The sequence below is a fragment of the Phyllobacterium calauticae genome, assembly GCF_019991125.1.
In the GTDB taxonomy this organism is placed as follows: Bacteria; Pseudomonadota; Alphaproteobacteria; order Rhizobiales; family Rhizobiaceae; genus Phyllobacterium; species Phyllobacterium calauticae.
On record NZ_JAGENB010000006.1, the window covers coordinates 154,176 to 170,821 of the forward strand.

14 protein-coding genes are annotated in these 16,646 nt (G+C 62.0%); 6 read left to right on the forward strand and 8 right to left on the reverse strand.

Going from position 1 to position 16,646, the window contains the following annotated elements; all coding sequences use genetic code 11:
* Positions 1-79: 79 nt before the first annotated feature.
* The 5 genes from J1W56_RS20125 to J1W56_RS20145 form a co-directional block, all read right to left on the reverse strand.
* Positions 80-2,086, reverse strand: coding sequence for a CocE/NonD family hydrolase (locus J1W56_RS20125; RefSeq protein ID WP_223615070.1), 2,007 nt, complete (start codon positions 2,084-2,086; stop codon positions 80-82).
* Between the two features lie 194 nt (positions 2,087-2,280).
* On the reverse strand, positions 2,281-3,120 hold the full coding sequence (locus tag J1W56_RS20130; protein ID WP_223615071.1) for an ABC transporter permease: 840 nt from the start codon (positions 3,118-3,120) through the stop codon (positions 2,281-2,283).
* The gene (locus tag J1W56_RS20135) at positions 3,120-3,833 is read right to left on the reverse strand and encodes an ABC transporter permease (RefSeq protein WP_223615218.1); all 714 of its coding nucleotides are present in this window, start codon (positions 3,831-3,833) and stop codon (positions 3,120-3,122) included. The genes J1W56_RS20130 and J1W56_RS20135 overlap by 1 nt, the downstream gene beginning before the upstream one ends.
* A gap of 120 nt (positions 3,834-3,953) precedes the next feature.
* Positions 3,954-4,733 carry a transporter substrate-binding domain-containing protein gene (locus J1W56_RS20140; protein WP_223615072.1) on the reverse strand — a complete coding sequence of 260 codons (780 nt, stop codon included), beginning with the start codon at positions 4,731-4,733 and terminating at the stop codon, positions 3,954-3,956.
* 60 nt (positions 4,734-4,793) lie between these two features.
* Positions 4,794-5,618 (reverse strand): ABC transporter ATP-binding protein, encoded by an 825-nt coding sequence (locus tag J1W56_RS20145; RefSeq protein WP_223615073.1) that lies wholly within the window; start codon positions 5,616-5,618, stop codon positions 4,794-4,796.
* A gap of 170 nt (positions 5,619-5,788) precedes the next feature.
* Here J1W56_RS20145 and J1W56_RS20150 point away from each other — a divergent pair, with 170 nt between their 5' ends.
* Genes J1W56_RS20150 through J1W56_RS20165 form a run of 4 tightly spaced genes read left to right on the forward strand, consistent with a single transcriptional unit; the run spans position 5,789 to position 10,084 of the window.
* A complete protein-coding gene (locus J1W56_RS20150) occupies positions 5,789-6,661 on the forward strand; it encodes a dimethylarginine dimethylaminohydrolase family protein (protein ID WP_223615074.1) in 873 nt (290 codons plus the stop codon).
* Complete coding sequence (locus J1W56_RS20155) at positions 6,658-7,314, forward strand: TetR family transcriptional regulator C-terminal domain-containing protein (RefSeq protein WP_223615075.1); 657 nt, start codon at positions 6,658-6,660, stop codon at positions 7,312-7,314. The genes J1W56_RS20150 and J1W56_RS20155 overlap by 4 nt, the downstream gene beginning before the upstream one ends.
* Positions 7,314-8,501, forward strand: coding sequence for a pyridoxal phosphate-dependent aminotransferase (locus J1W56_RS20160; RefSeq protein WP_223615219.1), 1,188 nt, complete (start codon positions 7,314-7,316; stop codon positions 8,499-8,501). Before J1W56_RS20155 ends, J1W56_RS20160 begins: the two co-directional genes overlap by 1 nt.
* Positions 8,498-10,084, forward strand: coding sequence for a 5-guanidino-2-oxopentanoate decarboxylase (locus J1W56_RS20165; RefSeq protein WP_223615076.1), 1,587 nt, complete (start codon positions 8,498-8,500; stop codon positions 10,082-10,084). Before J1W56_RS20160 ends, J1W56_RS20165 begins: the two co-directional genes overlap by 4 nt.
* 30 nt (positions 10,085-10,114) lie before the next feature.
* On the opposite strand, the gene J1W56_RS20170 is transcribed toward J1W56_RS20165, so the two are convergent.
* The 3 genes from J1W56_RS20170 to J1W56_RS20180 all read right to left on the reverse strand — a co-directional run bounded on the left by J1W56_RS20170 (position 10,115) and on the right by J1W56_RS20180 (position 14,358).
* Entirely contained in the window at positions 10,115-11,539 is a 1,425-nt protein-coding gene (locus J1W56_RS20170) for an aldehyde dehydrogenase family protein (protein WP_223615077.1), read from the reverse strand.
* Between the two features lie 278 nt (positions 11,540-11,817).
* Positions 11,818-12,753, reverse strand: a complete 936-nt coding sequence (locus J1W56_RS20175; RefSeq protein ID WP_223615078.1) for a dimethylarginine dimethylaminohydrolase family protein — start codon at positions 12,751-12,753, stop codon at positions 11,818-11,820.
* A gap of 15 nt (positions 12,754-12,768) precedes the next feature.
* A complete protein-coding gene (locus J1W56_RS20180; RefSeq protein ID WP_223615220.1) occupies positions 12,769-14,358 on the reverse strand; it encodes a zinc-binding metallopeptidase family protein in 1,590 nt (529 codons plus the stop codon).
* 107 nt (positions 14,359-14,465) lie between these two features.
* On the opposite strand from J1W56_RS20180, the gene J1W56_RS20185 reads away from it, so the two are divergent.
* Together J1W56_RS20185 and J1W56_RS20190 are read left to right on the forward strand one after the other, a co-directional pair.
* A complete protein-coding gene (locus J1W56_RS20185) occupies positions 14,466-15,356 on the forward strand; it encodes a LysR substrate-binding domain-containing protein (RefSeq protein WP_223615079.1) in 891 nt (296 codons plus the stop codon).
* Positions 15,357-15,482: 126 nt separating this feature from the next.
* Positions 15,483-16,589: an ABC transporter ATP-binding protein gene (locus J1W56_RS20190; protein WP_223615080.1), complete on the forward strand. Its 1,107-nt coding sequence runs from the start codon at positions 15,483-15,485 to the stop codon at positions 16,587-16,589.
* Positions 16,590-16,646 lie beyond the last annotated feature (57 nt).

The following is a 16,646-nucleotide window of genomic DNA, read 5'->3' on the forward strand; positions in this document are numbered from 1 at the left end:
TCGGTTTTTGTGAATTATGCGACTTGATACCCGTAAATTTCAACCGTTAACGTGACTGTCTAACGTTCTCCTCCAGCAATCAGATGTATTGACGCGCGATCGTCTCGGCGAAATTCCGCTCGAAAACCAGTCCGTCATTTTCGTAGGCTTCGATCCGGCCGGTCAGATGAAAATTGGCCTTGTCCGACCGCATCGTGGTGAACGTTTCCGTACGCACGCGCCATTCGTCGCGGCCGGACAGTTCCGTCCAATGCGTCTCGCCATAGGCGGACAGCGGATCGTCCGCGTGGATTTCCCAGCGTTCGCGCGCCACGCTGCCGTGGACGAGCCCATGTTCCTTGTCCCGCGCCTCGCCAAAATCATCCTCGATCGACAGGATGATCCTGCCGCTGACCTGGTCATGTTCGATCCGGCGGCTGTTGGTGCCCTTGCGCAGGATGTCGAGCTGCCAGGGCGACGCGGCCTCGGGCTCGGGAAAGGTCCATTCATCGCCGGTGGCGAGATCGCGCGACGGCAGGTCGAGCGCGCCCGCATGCAGCGTCAGGCTGACCGCTTCCGGCGATGGCCAGACCATCGGCCAGTAGCTGGAGGAAACGGCGATGCGCAGCCGGTGCCCGGCGGGTACGCGATAGGCGATATCGTCGAGCTTGAAGCGGATTTTTACGGGTTCGCCCGGCGTGAGCGCTTGGGGTTTTTCATGGCTGTCGCGGTGACACAGGTTGAACACGCCATAGGTGATGCGCGTTGAAGCACCATCGGGATGCACGTCGCACAGGCGCACGGCAACCATGGCAACGGGCTTGTCGCTGGACACGGTCAGGCTGATTTCCGGCGCGCCGACAATATCGACCGCTTTTTCCAGGATATCGCCGTCATAGCAGACGGACAGCGCATCATCGCGGCGCTGGTCGCCTGGAAGCTCCGGGCCGAGCCAGATGGCGCAATATTCGCCGCCCATCATGCCGCAATCCTGCGGCGAGGCGACGAGATGGGAAAACGCCCCGCCCCGTCCGGCGCTCAGGGACTTGTCGGCACCGAGCTGAAGGACCTCGCTGCGGATCGTTTTGGACGGCCATTGCGGCTCGGCAATCCAGTACCCCGGACGCTCCGTGTACCAGCTTTTCGGGCGGACCGAATCCATGAGATAGCCGCGATAGGCCGGATCGTTCTCGACGCCGGTATCGATGTCCTTCAGCCAGCGGTCCCACCAGCGCAGTGCCTCCTGCAGGAAGCCGATGCGCGGTTCCGGCACGGCAAAATGCGGGTATTTGTGCACCCACGGCCCGACAATGCCTTTGACGGGTGCCTTTATGCCTTCCATCAGGCGCGGCACCGCGTTCTTGTAGGCATCGCCCCAGCCGCCGACGGCCAGCGTGGCGGCCTTGATGGCGGAAAAATCCTCGCAGACCGAGCCGCGCTTCCAATAGGCGTCGCGCGTCTGGTGCGCCAGCCAGACGGCCGGCAGGAACGGTTCATGATCGAGCCGGTCCAGCCACATGCTGCGCCACTTGTCGCCGACCAGAGCCGGATCGGGCGAGCGGGAGGAATAGGCGAGCATGGTGGCGCCCCACCCCAGATTCTCGTTGAGCAGCAGCCCACCCTTGTAATGGATGTCGTCGGCATAGCGGTCGTCGGTGGAGCAGAGCGTGATGATGGCCTTCAGCGCTTCCGGCTGCAGCGCGGCCACCTGCAATGAATTGAACCCGCCCCAGGAAATGCCCATCATGCCGACCTTGCCTGTTGACCAGGGCTGCGCCGCGATCCATTTGATCACCGCGCAGGCATCGTTCAGTTCCTGAACCGAATATTCATCCTCCATCAGCCCTTCCGAATCGCCGTTGCCGCGCATGTCGACGCGCAGGCACGCATAGCCATGCCCGGCGATATAGGGATGGGTGAGATTATCGCGCGCCGTCGTGCCGTCGCGCTTGCGATAGGGCAGAAATTCGAGAATCGCGGGAACCGGGTTTTCCATGGCGTCCTCGGGCATCCAGACCCGGGCCGACAGGCGGCAGCCATCGGGCAAGACGATGCCCAGATCGGCGGTTTCTTTCACTTGGTGCTGAAATGTTTCGACTGTCCGCATTATCATCTTTCGTCCTCACAGCGGAGCTGAAAACAGATAACGCACACCGGGCAGAATACCCGGTAAAAACATCAATCCCATTTTCTCGTCTTTTGCGAGGTGTTCCTTTTTATCCTACTATGCGCATCTGTCCGGCTAAGCGGACCAAACACTTGCGACATATGTGCGGTCATTTGCGTCACGATGAAAAAGTCTCATCCGAGCCTCGATGGTATGAGCTTTTCCAGCCGCCGGAACAGGAAAACGATGATGCCGGTGATGACGAGATACCCGGCCACCAGCAGCAGAAGCGGCTCATAGGTGATGTAGGTATCCTGCCTGACGCGCGAGGCCACGGAATAGAGATCGACGACCGTAATCGTCGCCACCAGGGGCGTGGATTTCAGCTGCAGGACCGCCTCGCCCGCCAGCGTCGGCAGAGCGCGGTGAATGGCCTGCGGCAGCCAGATGCGGCGGAAAATCGTGAAGCGGCGCATGCCGAAGGCGCGCGCGGATTCGAGCTGTCCCTTGGGCACACCGGCGAAGGCGCCGCGCATGACTTCGCCCTCATAGCCCGCATAGGACAGGGACAGCGCGAGAACGGCATAGGGCCATGCCTGCCTGAGATAAGGCCAGAGTTCAGAACTGCGTATCCACGGATATTGCGGAAACAGCGAGCCTAGCCCGTAATACAGCAGCCAGAGCTGCAGGAGCAGCGGCGTGCCGCGGATCACCGTGCAGAACACGCGCGCCGGCACCGCCACCACAGCGGGCCCGGCTGCCTGTGCCAGTCCAAGCGGAACCGCCAGCAGAAAGCCGATGATCACAGTGACGACCAGTATCCAGATCGTCCGCCACAGGCCCTGCAGGATCAGATCGCCGTAATTGGGCAGCCAGTCCCAGCGCATGAAGACAACAGCCGAGGCCACCAGCGCGAGGCCGATGAGGATGAGAACGATCCGGTGCGGTGGCAGTGCGCGCGCCTGACCGCTCGTGTCGCTGTCCTTGTGGATCTGGAATGTCTCGATCGGGGTTTCCAGCGGCGTCTCGGTCATTACCGCGCCTCCTTGACGGAAGGCATGCCGCGCCGCGCCCATTGCTCGACCTTGGCAAGGATGACATTGGAAAACAGCGTGATGGCGAGGTAGAGGATGCCGGCTGCGATGAAGAACAGGAAATACGCCTTTGTCGTGCCCGCCGCCTGCCGGGTGACGAGCGTCAACTCGCTGAAACCGACGACTGCCAGCAGCGCCGTATCCTTGGTCGAGATCAGCCAGAGATTGGCAAGGCCCGGCAGCGCATGCGGCAGCATGGCCGGCAGGGTGATGCGGCGCATCATCAGAACAGGCGACATGCCGTAGGCCCGCGCCGCCTCGATTTCCCCCTGCGGAATGGCCTTGATGGCACCGCGCAGCACCTCGGTTGCATAGGCGCCCTGCACGAAGCCGAGAACCACGATCCCCGCCACCAGTCCGCTGATGTCGACGCGCTGATAGCCGAGACTCTCGAGCACCCGGTTGATCATGTCGGTACCGGCATAATAGAGCAACAGGATCAGCACCAGTTCCGGCACGGCGCGGACGATGGTGGTGTAGATGGCGGCGATGTCGCGCACGAGCGGGCCGCCATAAAGCTTGCCATAGGCGCCGACCGTGCCGATGAGCAATCCCATGCCAAAGGCGCCGACGGCGATCTGCAGCGAATTCGCCAGACCGCGCAGGAGGTTGCCGCCCCAACCCGGCGGATTGGGCGACAGAAGGTCGAACATGCCGGCTATTGCGGCGGGAGCAATCGATGCGTCGGCCAAGCCGTCCTCGATTCAGAACAATGGAATGTGTTGCGTCAAACGGAAGGAACGGAGCAGGCAAAGCCTGCTCCGAACAGCGGCCTAGCCGCCGTAAATATCGAAGTTGAAATATTTCTTCGAAATCTCGTCGTACTTGCCGTTGGTGCGAATGTCCTTGATGGCCGCATTGATCTTGGTCTTCAGCTCCGTCTCGCCCTTGCGCAGACCGACACCGACACCGGGTCCAAGCACTTCCAGATCGGGCGCGACCTTGCCCTTGATCTCGCAGCAGGCCTTGCCCGCATCGGTCTGGGCAAAGGTCTCGAGCGCCAGCGAATCGGCCTGCGTGGCGTCGATACGTCCGGCAGCCAGATCCTGATTGGCTTCGTCCTGCGTCTGGTATTCCTTGATCTCGGCGGCGGTCGCGGCGAAATGCTTCTTCGCATAGGCCTGGTGGATGGTCGAAACCTGCACACCGAGCACCTTGCCCTTCAGGCCTTCCGGCGACGCGTCCATCTTGACGTCCTTCGAGCCGAGAATGACCGTTGGCGTGTTGTAATATTTGTCGGAGAAATCGATGGTCTTCTCGCGCTCCGGCGTGATCGACATGGAGGCGGCGATCACATCGATCTTCTTGGTGGTCAGCGCCGGAATGATGCCGTCCCACGACACGGGCGTGATGACGCAATCAAGCTTGGCCTGCGCGCAGATGGCAAGGGCGACATCGACTTCCCAGCCTTCCCACTTGCCCGAGGCATCCGGCGAGGCGAAGGGCGGATAGGGTTCGGCGGCAATGCCGACCTTGATCTGTTCGGCGCTGGCGATTCCCATTCCGGCAACCAGCACAGCGGCGGCAACCGCTGATTTCAAGAAAACTTTCATTCCTATCTCCATTTCTCTTTATTGTTCCCCAGGATTATTCCCTGTATTTTTTCATGCGACTTATGAAACAGTACGGATAAACTGCTTCAAACGTTCGGATTTTGGTGATCCGAACAATTCTTCCGGCGGCCCCTCTTCTTCGACAATGCCGTTGTGCAGATACATGACATGGCTCGCCACTTCCCGGGCGAATTTCATCTCATGCGTGACCAGGAGCATCGTCCGCCCCTCCTTGGCGAGGTCACCGATAACTTTCAGGACTTCTCCGACCAGTTCCGGATCGAGCGCGGATGTCGGCTCGTCAAACAGCATGACGCGCGGCTGGATGGCGAGCGCGCGGGCAATGGCACCGCGCTGCTGCTGGCCGCCGGAGAGAAAGGCGGGATAGACATCGCGCTTGGCCGAAAGCCCGACCCGCTCCAGCAATTGCTCGCCGATGGCCATGGCCTCGTCACGCTTCATCCCCAGCACGTGAACCGGCACTTCGATGACATTCTGGATCAGGGTCATGTGCTGCCAGAGATTGAAATTCTGGAACACCATGCCAAGCCGGCTGCGGATACGCTCGATCTGGCGCCGGTTGGCGGGATACTGGCCGCCCTCGCCGTCGCTGACCATCTGCACGTCCTCGCCATTGATGCGGATGACGCCGCTCGTCGGGTTTTCGAGGAAATTGATGCAGCGCAGGAAGGTGGACTTGCCCGAGCCGCTGCCGCCGATCATGGCAACCACGTCGCCGTCTTTGGCTGTCAGCGAAACGCCCTTGAGAACCTCAAGGGCGCCGAACTTCTTGTGCAGGTTCCAGACGTGGATGGCTTCGGCCCGTTCGGCCGCACCGGGTTGGAGCGGGTCCGTGGCAACGGATGCGCGCAACGCCTCCGTCATTGCTGGGTTCCCATGGGTTGTCTTGCACCTGCTGTCATGACACCGTTCATTTCTGCCTGTTTTGTCAGCATGAGGCGAAACTGCCTAATTTAGGGCATCACACCACTTGCGCTCTAATTATGCAAGCGTATAAATACTCCCAGATGCAATTTTTACGAGAGAGCAGTCGCATGAGCGCATTCGGTTCCCAGTCCATGGCCCTTCCCCTGAAACGCGTCATCATGCGCATGCCTGACCGCGTCATGGCGGGCGCCGAACGCGACGTCTGGCATTACGGTCCGCAGTTCGATCCGCGCCGCGCGTCCGAACAGCACCGCGTCTTTGCCGGTCTCGTGGCCCAGTCGGGCGCCGACATCACCTGGATCAAGGACGGCAATGACGGATTGTCGGATTCCGTGTTCACCCACGATCCCTCCCTCGTCACCGACAAGGGTGCGATCCTGCTGCGCATGGGCAAATCCCTGCGCCTCGACGAGACGGACCTGCACCATGAAACCTACAGCCAGATGGATGTGCCGGTGCTTGGCCGTATCGTCGCTCCGGGTACGGTTGAAGGCGGTGACTGCGTCTGGGTCGACAGCAAGACGCTCGCCATCGGCCGCGGCGTGCGCACCAATCAGGCCGGTATCGAGCAGATGGCCGCCATCCTTGAGCCGCTTGGCGTCACCGTCCTCGGGTTCGACCTGCCGCTGTGGCAGGGCGAAGAAGCCTGCCTGCACCTGATGTCGATCATTTCGCCGCTGGCCGAAGACCTGGCGCTGGTGCACCTGCCGCTGCTGCCCGCCGCCTTCTACCAACTGCTTAAGGAGCGCGGCATCCGCCTGATCGCCGCGCCGGAAGACGAATTTGCCGCCAGCAACGGCCTCAACCTCAACGTGCTGCCGACGGCGCCCTATGAAGTCATCGCCGTGGCGGGTTTCGAAAAGACCAAGGCCGCCATGGAAGCCGCCGGCTGCACCGTCACGACCTTCGAGGCGGATGCGCTGTGCATTGCCTGCGAGGGCGGCCCGACCTGCCTCACCCGTCCGGTTTTCCGGCAATGAACGCACAATCGGCCACACGCAAAACCTTTCGCCGTGAAGGCGAGGACAAGCGCCGCGAGGATCTGATCGCCGCGACGCTTGAATGTGTGGCCGAGCGCGGTCTTGCCGGTGCGACCGTGCGCGAAATCGCCCAGCGGGCCGATGTAACCGCCGGGCTGATCCGCTATTATTTCCCGACCAAGGATGACCTGATCGGCGCCGCTTACCGCGCCGTGATGAACCGCATGACCGTGCAGGCCAGCGATGCCTTGCAGAATGCCGCTGACGATCCGCGTTCGCGCCTGCAGGCGTTCGTTACCGCCAATCTCGGCGAACCGATCATGGACCCGCACAACCTCTCGCTGTGGGCGGGTTTCATCGCGCTCGTGCATGCCGACCCGGCCATGGCCGCAGCCCACCGCGACGGCTATCTCGGCTTTCGCGACGAGCTGGAAATCCTGATCCGCGAGGCGCTGCGCGCCGCCGGCAAACCGGCGGAACCGAACCATACCCGCCGCCACGCCATCGCCATCAACGCCATCATCGACGGATTATGGCTGGAAGGCTGTCTTGCCGGCGATATTTTCGACGATGGGGAATTGGCGGAAACCGGGGTTGCCGCTATTGAAGCCGTACTGGGAATTTCATTACAAGCTGAAGGAGGCGCCCAATGATGCGCTATGCGTCTGTGACCGACCGTCTGGCCGGACTGGGATCGGATAAATGGGCCGTGCATATCCGTGCGCGCGAAATGAAGCGCGCCGGTCATGAGATCATTGAGCTCACCATCGGCGAACCGGATATTCCCACCCCCACCGACATGCTGGATGTGGCCGAACACGCCATGCGCTCCGGCCGCACCGGCTATTCCAACGGTCGGGGCGAACCCGGCGTTCTCGCGGCGCTTTCGGCAAAGTACACCGCACGCACCGGCCGGGCCATCGGTCCGGAGCATATCCTGTGCTTTCCCGGTACGCAGACCGCGCTGTCGCTCGTCATGCTCGGCCTTGCCGAGGAAGGCGACGAGATCATCACCGGCGATCCGCTCTATGCCACCTATGACGGCGTCGTCCGCGCCACCGGCGCAACGCGCGTGTCCGTTCCCCTGCGGCCGGAAAACGGTTTCCGCATGCAGGCCGCCGATCTGGAAAAGGCGATCACGCCGAAATCCCGCGTCCTCCTCCTCAACACCCCGCACAACCCGACCGGAGCGGTGCTGAGCGCCAAGGAAGTGGCCGAGATCGGTGAAGTCTGCCGCAGACACAATCTGTGGATCGTCTCCGACGAGGTCTACGAACTGCTGATCTTTGACGGCAGTTTTGCCTCGCCGCTCGACCAGCCGGAACTCGCCGACCGGACGATAGCGGTTGCTTCCATTTCCAAATCCCATGCCGCGCCGGGTTTCCGCAGCGGCTGGTGCGTCGGTCCGGCGGAGTTCACGCAGAAACTGCTGCCGTTGTCCGAATCCATGCTGTTCGGCGTCCAGCCCTTCATCGCCGACATGACCGCCTATGCCCTCGGCCAGCCATCGGCAGCCGCTGCCACGATGCGGGAGAGCTATTTCCGCCGCGCCCAGCTGATCTCCAAGCGGCTCGACGGCATTGCCGGCATCGGCGCCGACGTGCCGCAGGCGGGCATGTTCATTCTCGCCGACATCCGCGCCACCGGATTGAGCGGCAATGATTTCGCCATGCGTCTTCTCGAAGAGGAACACGTGGCCGTCATGCCCGGCGAATCCTTCGGCGACAATCTCGCCGGTTACCTGCGTCTCAGCCTCAGCGTCGCCGATGACAAGATCGATGCCGCCTGTGCCGGGATCGTCCGCCTCGCAACCCGCCTCCAGCAACGGAAATCCGCATGACCACGGTCGGTGAAGCCCTCGTCCATCTGCTTGAATCCTACGATGTCGATACCGTCTTCGGCATTCCCGGTGTCCACACCATCGAACTCTATCGCGGCCTTGCCGCATCGAAAATACGCCACATCACGCCGCGCCACGAACAGGGCGCGGGCTTCATGGCCGACGGCTATGCGCGGGCGACCGGCAAGCCCGGCGTCGCCTTCGTCATCACCGGCCCCGGCATCACCAACACGATCACCGCCATGGGACAGGCGCGCGCCGATTCCATTCCCATGCTGGTGATCTCGGGCGTCAACCAGCGGGAGTCGCTCGGCAAGGGCATGGGTTTCCTGCATGAACTGCCCAATCAGCGCGCCATGCTGCAGACGGTTGCAATGTTCTCGCATCGCATTGAAAAAGCGGACGAATTACCCATCGTGCTCGCCCGTGCCTTTGCGCTGTTCGCCTCGCGGCGTCCCGGCCCCGTGCATATCGAGATACCGCTCGACGTGATGGCGCAGCCGCTGGATGGTGCGAGCCGCCAGTTGTCCGATGCGCCGATCCCGCAGGCGTCGGCCGAAACCATGGCGGAACTCACCCGCCAGTGCCTTGCGGCGGAACGTCCGGTCATTCTCATCGGCGGCGGCGCCAAGGGCGCTGCGGCGGAACTCAGGGATTTGGCCGAAAAGCTGGATGCGCCCGTGGTGGCAACCACCAATGCGCGCGGCATCCTGCACAATCACCCGCTGCTGATCCCGGCCAGCGCCAGCCTCACCGCCGTGCGCACCCTTCTTGCGGAAAGCGATCTTGTCCTCGCCATCGGCACGGAAATGGGACCGACCGATTATGACATGTATGGCGATGGCGGTTTTCCCGAACTGAAACGCCTTGTGCGCATCGATATCGATGCCGGACAGCTCGACCGCCGTCCCGCCTTCATGCCCATCGAGGCTTCGGCCAGGGAAACCGTCGAAGCGCTCGCCGCTACCTTGCCCGCGCGGCGCAACACGAAGTCCGGCGAAGACCGGGCTCTCGCCACACGCGATGCAGCGTGGGCCGAGATTGGTCCGCGCACGCAAAGCCATGTGCGCTTTCTGAATATGCTGCGCGACACGCTGCCGGGCTCGCTGATTGTCGGGGATTCCACGCAGGCCATCTATTCCGGCAATCTCTATTACGATCATGACCGCGTCGGCGGCTGGTTCAATGCGGCGACAGGCTTTGGGGCTCTCGGCTTCGGCCCGCCCGCTGCCATCGGTGCGGCCCTCGGCCAGCCCGAGACCTCGACGATCTGCATCGTCGGCGATGGCGGGTTTCAGTTCGTGCTGGGGGAACTCGGCGCTGCGGTCGACGAGAAAGTGCCTGTTATTTTCGTGGTCTGGAACAATCAGGGCTATCAGGAAATCGAGCGCGCCATGCGCGATGTCCACATCAATCCGGTGGGCGTGCGTCCCTCGGCACCCGATTACCTGAAAATCGCCGAGGCCTATGGCGTGGCTTCGCAGAAGCTGAAAACATTGGAAGAACTGCCCGCCGCCCTGTTGAAAGCCAAGGCGAGCGGAAAGTCCTATCTGATTGAAATCGATGAAACATTGATTGGTTGATGGCGTTTCGCCATCAACCATTTCTGTCCCTTATGGCCGGTGGATCGTCTTGACCTCGAGAAAGTCTTCCAGCCCGAATTTGCCGCCCTCGCGGCCATTGCCTGACTGCTTGTAACCGCCGAACGGGCTGCCATAGCGATGCGGGCCGCCATTGATATGCACCATGCCGGCTTTCAGCCTTGATGCCACGCGCTCCGCACGCTTGGCGTCCCCCGTCTGCACATAGGCGGCAAGGCCGTAGGGCGTGTCATTGGCGATGGCGATGGCTTCTTCCTCCGTATCGAACGGAATGAGCGCGAGCACCGGCCCGAATACTTCTTCCCGCGCAATGCGCATATCGTTGCGCACATCGGCAAAGATGGTGGGGCGGACGAAATAGCCGGTCTCATAGCCCTCCGGCTTGCCCGCACCGCCGACCAGCACCCGTGCGCCCTCGGAAATTCCCGCTTCGATCAGGTTCTGCACCCGGCCATACTGGATATGACTGACGAGCGGGCCGATATGATCGCCCTCCTCCTGCGGATCACCGACCTGCGCCTGCCTGCCGGTGGCTTCGGCGATTTTCACCGCCTTGTCATAGACCGAGCGCTGTACCAGCATGCGCGTCGGCGCATCGCAGGACTGACCGCTATTGTTGAAACATTCAAGCACGCTGCCCGCGACGCGATCCTCAAGATCCGCATCCTCGAACACGATGTTGGGTGACTTGCCGCCGAGCTCCAGCGTGACGCGCTTGACCGTTTCGGCCGCATCCTTGCTGACGGCGATACCGGCGCGGGTCGAACCGGTGAACGACATCATGTCGACGTCCTTGTGTTTGGACAGGGCCGCGCCCACCGTCGCGCCATCACCATTGACGAGATTGAACACGCCGGCGGGAAAGCCCGCTTCATCAATCATCTCGGCATAGAGCAGCGCATTGAGCGGCGTGAACTCGCTCGGCTTCAGCACGCAGGTGCTGCCGGTGGCCAGCACCGGGACGACCTTCAGCGCGATCTGGTTGATCGGCCAGTTCCACGGCGTGATCAGCCCGCACACGCCGATGGGCTCGCGCACCAGAAGATCGCCATTCGGCAGTTCCTCGCGCATGTGCAGGGCTTTCAGCGCATCGATAAAGCCCTGGAGATGGCCAACGCCGACATCCGCCTGCTGCTGGGTGCTCATGGTGATCGGGGCGCCGAGTTCCAGTGTGATGGTCCGTGCCATCTCGTCGTAGCGGCGCTTGTAGATCGCGAGCAGCTTTTCCAGAAGCGCCAGCCGTTCTTCCACCGACGTCCGGCTGTAGGTCTGGAAGGCCGTTTTTGCCGCAGCCACGGCGCGGTCGATATCGGCTGCCGTGCCCATGGAGATGATGGCGACCGGCTTTTCCGTTGCCGGATTGATCACCTCGAGATCATTGGCCTTGAGAGGCGGCACCCACGCGCCATTGATGTAGAAATCCCGCTTGATGAGCATCGTCGCCTCCTTATGAATGCTGTTCGTCCCGGAAATGGTATGGGGCTTTTCATCCGGATACCAGACGCAAAAGCGACGGAAAGTTTATGTGGTGGAGGACTATTGGTATCACCCCCCTCTGGGCTGCCGCCCATCTCCCCCACAAGGGGGGAGATCAGCTTTCACAATGGTTTCAGCCAACCTTCAACGTTGAAAATGATACGGAATCATTGATGTCAATGTGATCTCCCCCCTTGTGGGGGAGATGTCCGGCAGGACAGAGGGGGGTTAAATCCCCCTCACTCCGCCGAGCGCACCAGCGCCTGTGCCATGCAGTGAATGCCGCCGCCGGTTTTGGAAATCTCGCTCATATCCACCGCCGCCACTTCAAACCCGCGCGCGCGCAGCTTGTCGATCAGCGTCTTGCTCGACGACGGCGCGATGATCCGGTCCTTGCCCAGCGCCATGAAATTGCAGCCGAGATTCATCGTGTCCTGAAACGGCACATCGATGATCTCGTGGCCCTTGGCTTTCAGCCAGTCGACAATGCCCGGCTCCGTGCAGGCGAGGCACACGGCCGTCAATTTCGGCGCAATCGGCACCACCATCAGGTCGATATGCACGTAATACTCGTCGATGAAGGCAAGGCGCGTCTCCCAACCCTCCCGCCGGAACCATTCCTCCACCTGCCGCGCGCCCTCTTCCTGCGTGCGGGCACCGCCGCAGCCGATGAGGACACAGCCCTCCTCGATCACGTTGAAATCGCCGCCCTCGAAGGTGCCGGCGGTCACCATGTCGTAGATCGGAATGCCAAGCTTTTCATAGGTGCGGATCGCGGCATAGTTTTCGCCGCGCCGCCACCAGTTGGCCATGGCGGTGATGATGGCGCCATAGGGCGTCATGACGCTGGAATCACGGGAATAGACCTGCATCGGCAGTTCCGGTTCCGGCTCATGCCAGTGGATTTTCACACCGAAATGCTCATAGGCGGCGACCAGTTCCTTGTGCTGGGCCTGTGCGGTCTGAATGTTGCACGGCGCCTCGCGCAGATGCTTGCGTGACAGCGAGCTTGTCGCCATGTGGCGCAGGAAGGCGGGCGAGCCCAAAAGTACATCGGTCAGCGGGTCGGTTTCATTGCGAAAGCCCCAGCCTTTCAGCGGCGCGGTGCCGCCGTTCGGATTGCGGCGCTTCAGCGTGAAAGCGTCGCCGTCAAAACCCTGTTCATGGCGTGTCATTGGTCCGTCTCCTCGTCAGGGGCGCGTGGGTATCCACCAGTCCCGCCCGCGTGCAGTGGTCACATATTCCGGCCAGCGGAAATGAATCGGCGGCTCGTAGTCGCACAATGGTGCGATCCAGTTTGACCCGCCAATGCCGCCGCCGGTGCGGTGAATGAATTCATCCTTTGCCTTGTCCCTCGCCCCGCCATCCTCAAGCAGGCGCAGGGCCGTCAGCGCCACCGTCTTGGCGGCGGTCAGCACCATCGGATCGATGGTCGCGGAAATACCGCCGAGCGCATTCATCACCCAGCCCGGATAGGCAAAGCCTTTCGGTGCCTTCAATGCTGGACGCGCCACGTAGAACCGCACCGTCGGCGCGTGCCATGTCATGTCGGTATAATCGTCGGAGGTGGAATTGATCTGCGACGGCGGCAGGTCGCGGCGCAGGATCGCTTCGGCCTCTACAGGCGCGATCAATGCCTCGCATTCATCGAGAAACGGGTCGTGCATCGCATCGATCCCGGCATTCACCTGAATCTCCCGCGCAACCGCCTTTGCCGCCTCGTTCCAGCGCGGTGCGCCGACAGCCTGCAGGGCATCCCACGTCACTTCGGCCATGGCATGGTTGGCAAGGCCGGGCCGCGACTTGCACACCCAGTGCCGCTCCACCCGGCAGCCGGTCATGGCGGCGGCGTGCTCGGCGTTGCGGTCGAGCACGGCGGTGACGCGCTCGGCCATGGCAATGTCAGGCACGCGCATCATGTACTGGATTTCGGCAAGCCCCGCGGGAAGATTGTCGGCGGTCGCCTGCCCCGCCGTCAGGATCGCCTCGCTGATCGACCATCCCCCCTGATGCGGCAGCATGGAATCGCGCAGCGCCTTCGAGGCCATGTACATCATCATCAGCGCGTCGTTGGCGCCGGGGGCGCGCACCGCCGAATGGGATTGCGGGATCGGCGCGCCGTCGCTGAGCCCCCAGCCCTCCGGCTGGTCGCAGACAAAGCGGTAGATCATCGAATAGGCGGCGCCGCAGTGGGTCTCCCAGCGTACCGTATTGCACAGCGGCAGCATGTAGAACGGATGGAACGAGATCATCCCGTCCAGCCCGTCATAATAGCCCTTGGCGGCATGGATGGGTTTCGAGCCCCGCACTTTTTCAGCGGGTTCGCCGGTGAAGCGCAGCGTGCCCGCAATGCCGTGCTTCTGCATGGCCGCTTTTGTTGCCAGCAGCCCGCCGAGACTGGAAATGCCGAGCCCCGAATGCGGGTCGGTGTGGCCGCCCGCATGCTCGTTCAGGCCGGTTCTTGGCCGTTTGACCGTTGCCGCATCCTGGCAGTTGCCGGGGACGGCGTCATATTCCGCATACATGCCGATGACAGGGGATTTGCCTGTCATTCCCGCCCTGTTGCTCCAGTGCGCGCAGAATGCCGTGGGCATGCCGCCCGAGCCGACCTCGACGTCGAACCCCTCGCGGCGCAGCAGCGCCACGTACCACTCGGCCGATTGATATTCGCGCCAGGCGGTTTCGCCGAAATCGAAAATGGTGCGCGTCCATGCCGACAGGTCGGCCTGATGCGCGTCGACAAAATCCAGCGCTGTGCTTCCTGCTGCCGTGATCACCATCCATCTCCCCGTTGCGGCGAGATAATCATCTGGAAGGCGGGACATAAAGTGATATGTTTTTTCAAAACGTGCAAATTCTATTCACCTCATCAACCGGAATTCCATTCATGCGCATTCCTTCCACCCAGGCCCTGCGGTCGCTCGAGAGTTTTGCAAGGCACGGCAGCGTCTGGCGTGCGGCGGAAGAGCTGCATCTCACCCGCAGTGCGGTCAGCCATCAACTGCGCCTTTTGGAGCGTGATCTCGGCTTCGAACTGCTGCAGCGCGACGGCAAGGGCGTTGCGCTCACGCCGCGCGGCCGCAAATATGCCAATGACGTGCGCAAGGCCCTGATCGTCATCGACGATGCCGGCGGCAGGCAGAGCCCGGCGGGTGTCGGCGGGTCATTGTGCGTGAGTTCGACGGCGGGCTTTGCGTCGCTGTGGCTGTGCACCCACATCGCCGAGTTTCAGGAGAAATATCCCGATGTCGCGCTGCGCATCGTCACGCCGCGCAAGCTCGACGACGTGACTGATTCCACTGTCGATATTTTTATAGCCTTCGGCGACGGCAACTGGCCGAACCGCGCGGTAGAACTGCTGTGCGAGGTGGAATTCACGCCGCTGTGCAGCCCGGTGCTGCTCAACAAGATCGGCGGCATCGCCGAGCCAAAAGACCTGTTGCGCGCGCCGCTGCTGCATCTGGGCGATTTCGAGGACTGGACCCGCTGGATGGCGCTGGCCAATGTCGAGAACCCGGATTCGGAGCGCGGCATCATCTTTTCCGACATGAACCTTGTCTACTCCGCAGCCATCACGGCGCAGGGCGTTGCCATGGGTGATGAGCTCACCTGCCGCAAAGCCATGAAGGCAGGTCAACTCATCCGTCCGTTCGACCTCAGCATCAAGTCGCCAAAATCGTATTTTCTCGTCACGGATTTCGCCAAGATCGAGCATCCGGCCCAGCTGGCGTTCACGGAATGGCTGAAATCGCGCCTGTCGCAAACGCGCAACGCATGAGGTCAGGAATAACATCTGCTCATGCTGGCGTGAATTTCATTCACGTATCGCGGCAATATATTTCAATTGTCGTCACCGGAGATTGTGCCTAGGCTTTCCCGAAAAGAAGGGGAAAGAGGTCAATCAATGCCTCAACGCATGCAACTGGGCGATGCGAAAGCCGCCGAGATCAAGGCTGTTTCCATTGGCAAGACGTTCGGTGCATTCCGTGCGCTGAAGGATTTGTCGCTCGACATCGGACGCGGCGAGTTTCTCACGCTTCTCGGTCCTTCCGGGTCGGGCAAGACCACGTTCCTGATGATTCTCGCCGGCTTTACCGCGCCGAGCGAAGGCCGCCTGATGATGGATGGCCGGGATATCACCGATGTGCCGGCCGAAGACCGCTCCTATGGCATGGTGTTCCAGGGTTATGCCCTGTTCCCGCACCTGACGGTTGAACAGAATATTGCCTTCCCGCTCAAGGTGCGCGGTCGCTCCGCCGCCGATATCAAGCGACGCGTCGGCGAGATGGTCGAACGGGTCGGCCTCATCGGGCACGAGAAAAAGCTGCCGACAAAACTCTCCGGCGGCCAGCAGCAGCGGGTTGCTCTTGCCCGGGCACTGGCTTTCGAACCCTCGGTGCTGCTGCTGGATGAGCCATTCTCCGCCCTCGACAAGAATCTGCGCGAGATGATGCAGGAGGAAGTCAAACGCCTGCATCAGGAAACCGGCACGACGTTCGTCTTCGTCACGCATGACCAGTCGGAGGCCCTCGCCCTGTCCTCCCGCGTGGCAATTTTCAACCATGGCGAGCTTTTGCAGGTCGGACGCCCGCAGGACGTCTATGAACGGCCGTCCAATCGCTTCGTTGCGGAGTTTCTCGGCGAGATCAACCTTCTGCCGCTCGATGCGCTGCGCCTCGACGGCGACAGGGCGGCCGGGCAGTTCGAGGACAGGACGATCGTGCTTGCCCGGACCAAACCGCAGATTGGGCCAAAAGCCGTCGCCGCCGTGCGCCCCGAACATATGACCATCGCTGCAGCGCCGAACAACGCGGGGCACAATGCCATCGCCTGCCGGGTCGAGGATGCGACCTATCTTGGCGCCGTCACCCGCTATCACCTGAAAACCCGCACCGGTGCATCGATCGCGGTGTCGATGCCGACGGTTGCAACGCCGCCCTTTGCGCACCGCGCCGATGTCTGGGTGTCCTGGCCCATAGAACAGGGGTTTTTACTGCCGCACCAGACCTAAGAACCACGCATACGGCCACAGGGCCGGACATACGGAATGTGACAATAACAATCCTAG

What these genes read in the sequence shown, in the direction of transcription:
- J1W56_RS20160 (WP_223615219.1), top strand. Translation starts at nt 7,314, where the DNA reads ATGCGCTATGCGTCTGTGACCGACCGTCTGGCCGGACTGGGATCGGAT.
- J1W56_RS20185 (WP_223615079.1), top strand. Translation starts at nt 14,466, where the DNA reads ATGCGCATTCCTTCCACCCAGGCCCTGCGGTCGCTCGAGAGTTTTGCA.
- J1W56_RS20190 (WP_223615080.1), top strand. Translation starts at nt 15,483, where the DNA reads ATGCCTCAACGCATGCAACTGGGCGATGCGAAAGCCGCCGAGATCAAG.
- J1W56_RS20125 (WP_223615070.1), bottom strand. Translation starts at nt 2,086, where the DNA reads ATGCGGACAGTCGAAACATTTCAGCACCAAGTGAAAGAAACCGCCGAT.
- J1W56_RS20175 (WP_223615078.1), bottom strand. Translation starts at nt 12,753, where the DNA reads ATGACACGCCATGAACAGGGTTTTGACGGCGACGCTTTCACGCTGAAG.
- J1W56_RS20140 (WP_223615072.1), bottom strand. Translation starts at nt 4,733, where the DNA reads ATGAAAGTTTTCTTGAAATCAGCGGTTGCCGCCGCTGTGCTGGTTGCC.
- J1W56_RS20170 (WP_223615077.1), bottom strand. Translation starts at nt 11,539, where the DNA reads ATGCTCATCAAGCGGGATTTCTACATCAATGGCGCGTGGGTGCCGCCT.
- J1W56_RS20180 (WP_223615220.1), bottom strand. Translation starts at nt 14,358, where the DNA reads ATGGTGATCACGGCAGCAGGAAGCACAGCGCTGGATTTTGTCGACGCG.
- J1W56_RS20130 (WP_223615071.1), bottom strand. Translation starts at nt 3,120, where the DNA reads ATGACCGAGACGCCGCTGGAAACCCCGATCGAGACATTCCAGATCCAC.
- J1W56_RS20145 (WP_223615073.1), bottom strand. Translation starts at nt 5,618, where the DNA reads ATGACGGAGGCGTTGCGCGCATCCGTTGCCACGGACCCGCTCCAACCC.
- J1W56_RS20150 (WP_223615074.1), top strand. Translation starts at nt 5,789, where the DNA reads ATGAGCGCATTCGGTTCCCAGTCCATGGCCCTTCCCCTGAAACGCGTC.
- J1W56_RS20155 (WP_223615075.1), top strand. Translation starts at nt 6,658, where the DNA reads ATGAACGCACAATCGGCCACACGCAAAACCTTTCGCCGTGAAGGCGAG.
- J1W56_RS20165 (WP_223615076.1), top strand. Translation starts at nt 8,498, where the DNA reads ATGACCACGGTCGGTGAAGCCCTCGTCCATCTGCTTGAATCCTACGAT.
- J1W56_RS20135 (WP_223615218.1), bottom strand. Translation starts at nt 3,833, where the DNA reads ATGTTCGACCTTCTGTCGCCCAATCCGCCGGGTTGGGGCGGCAACCTC.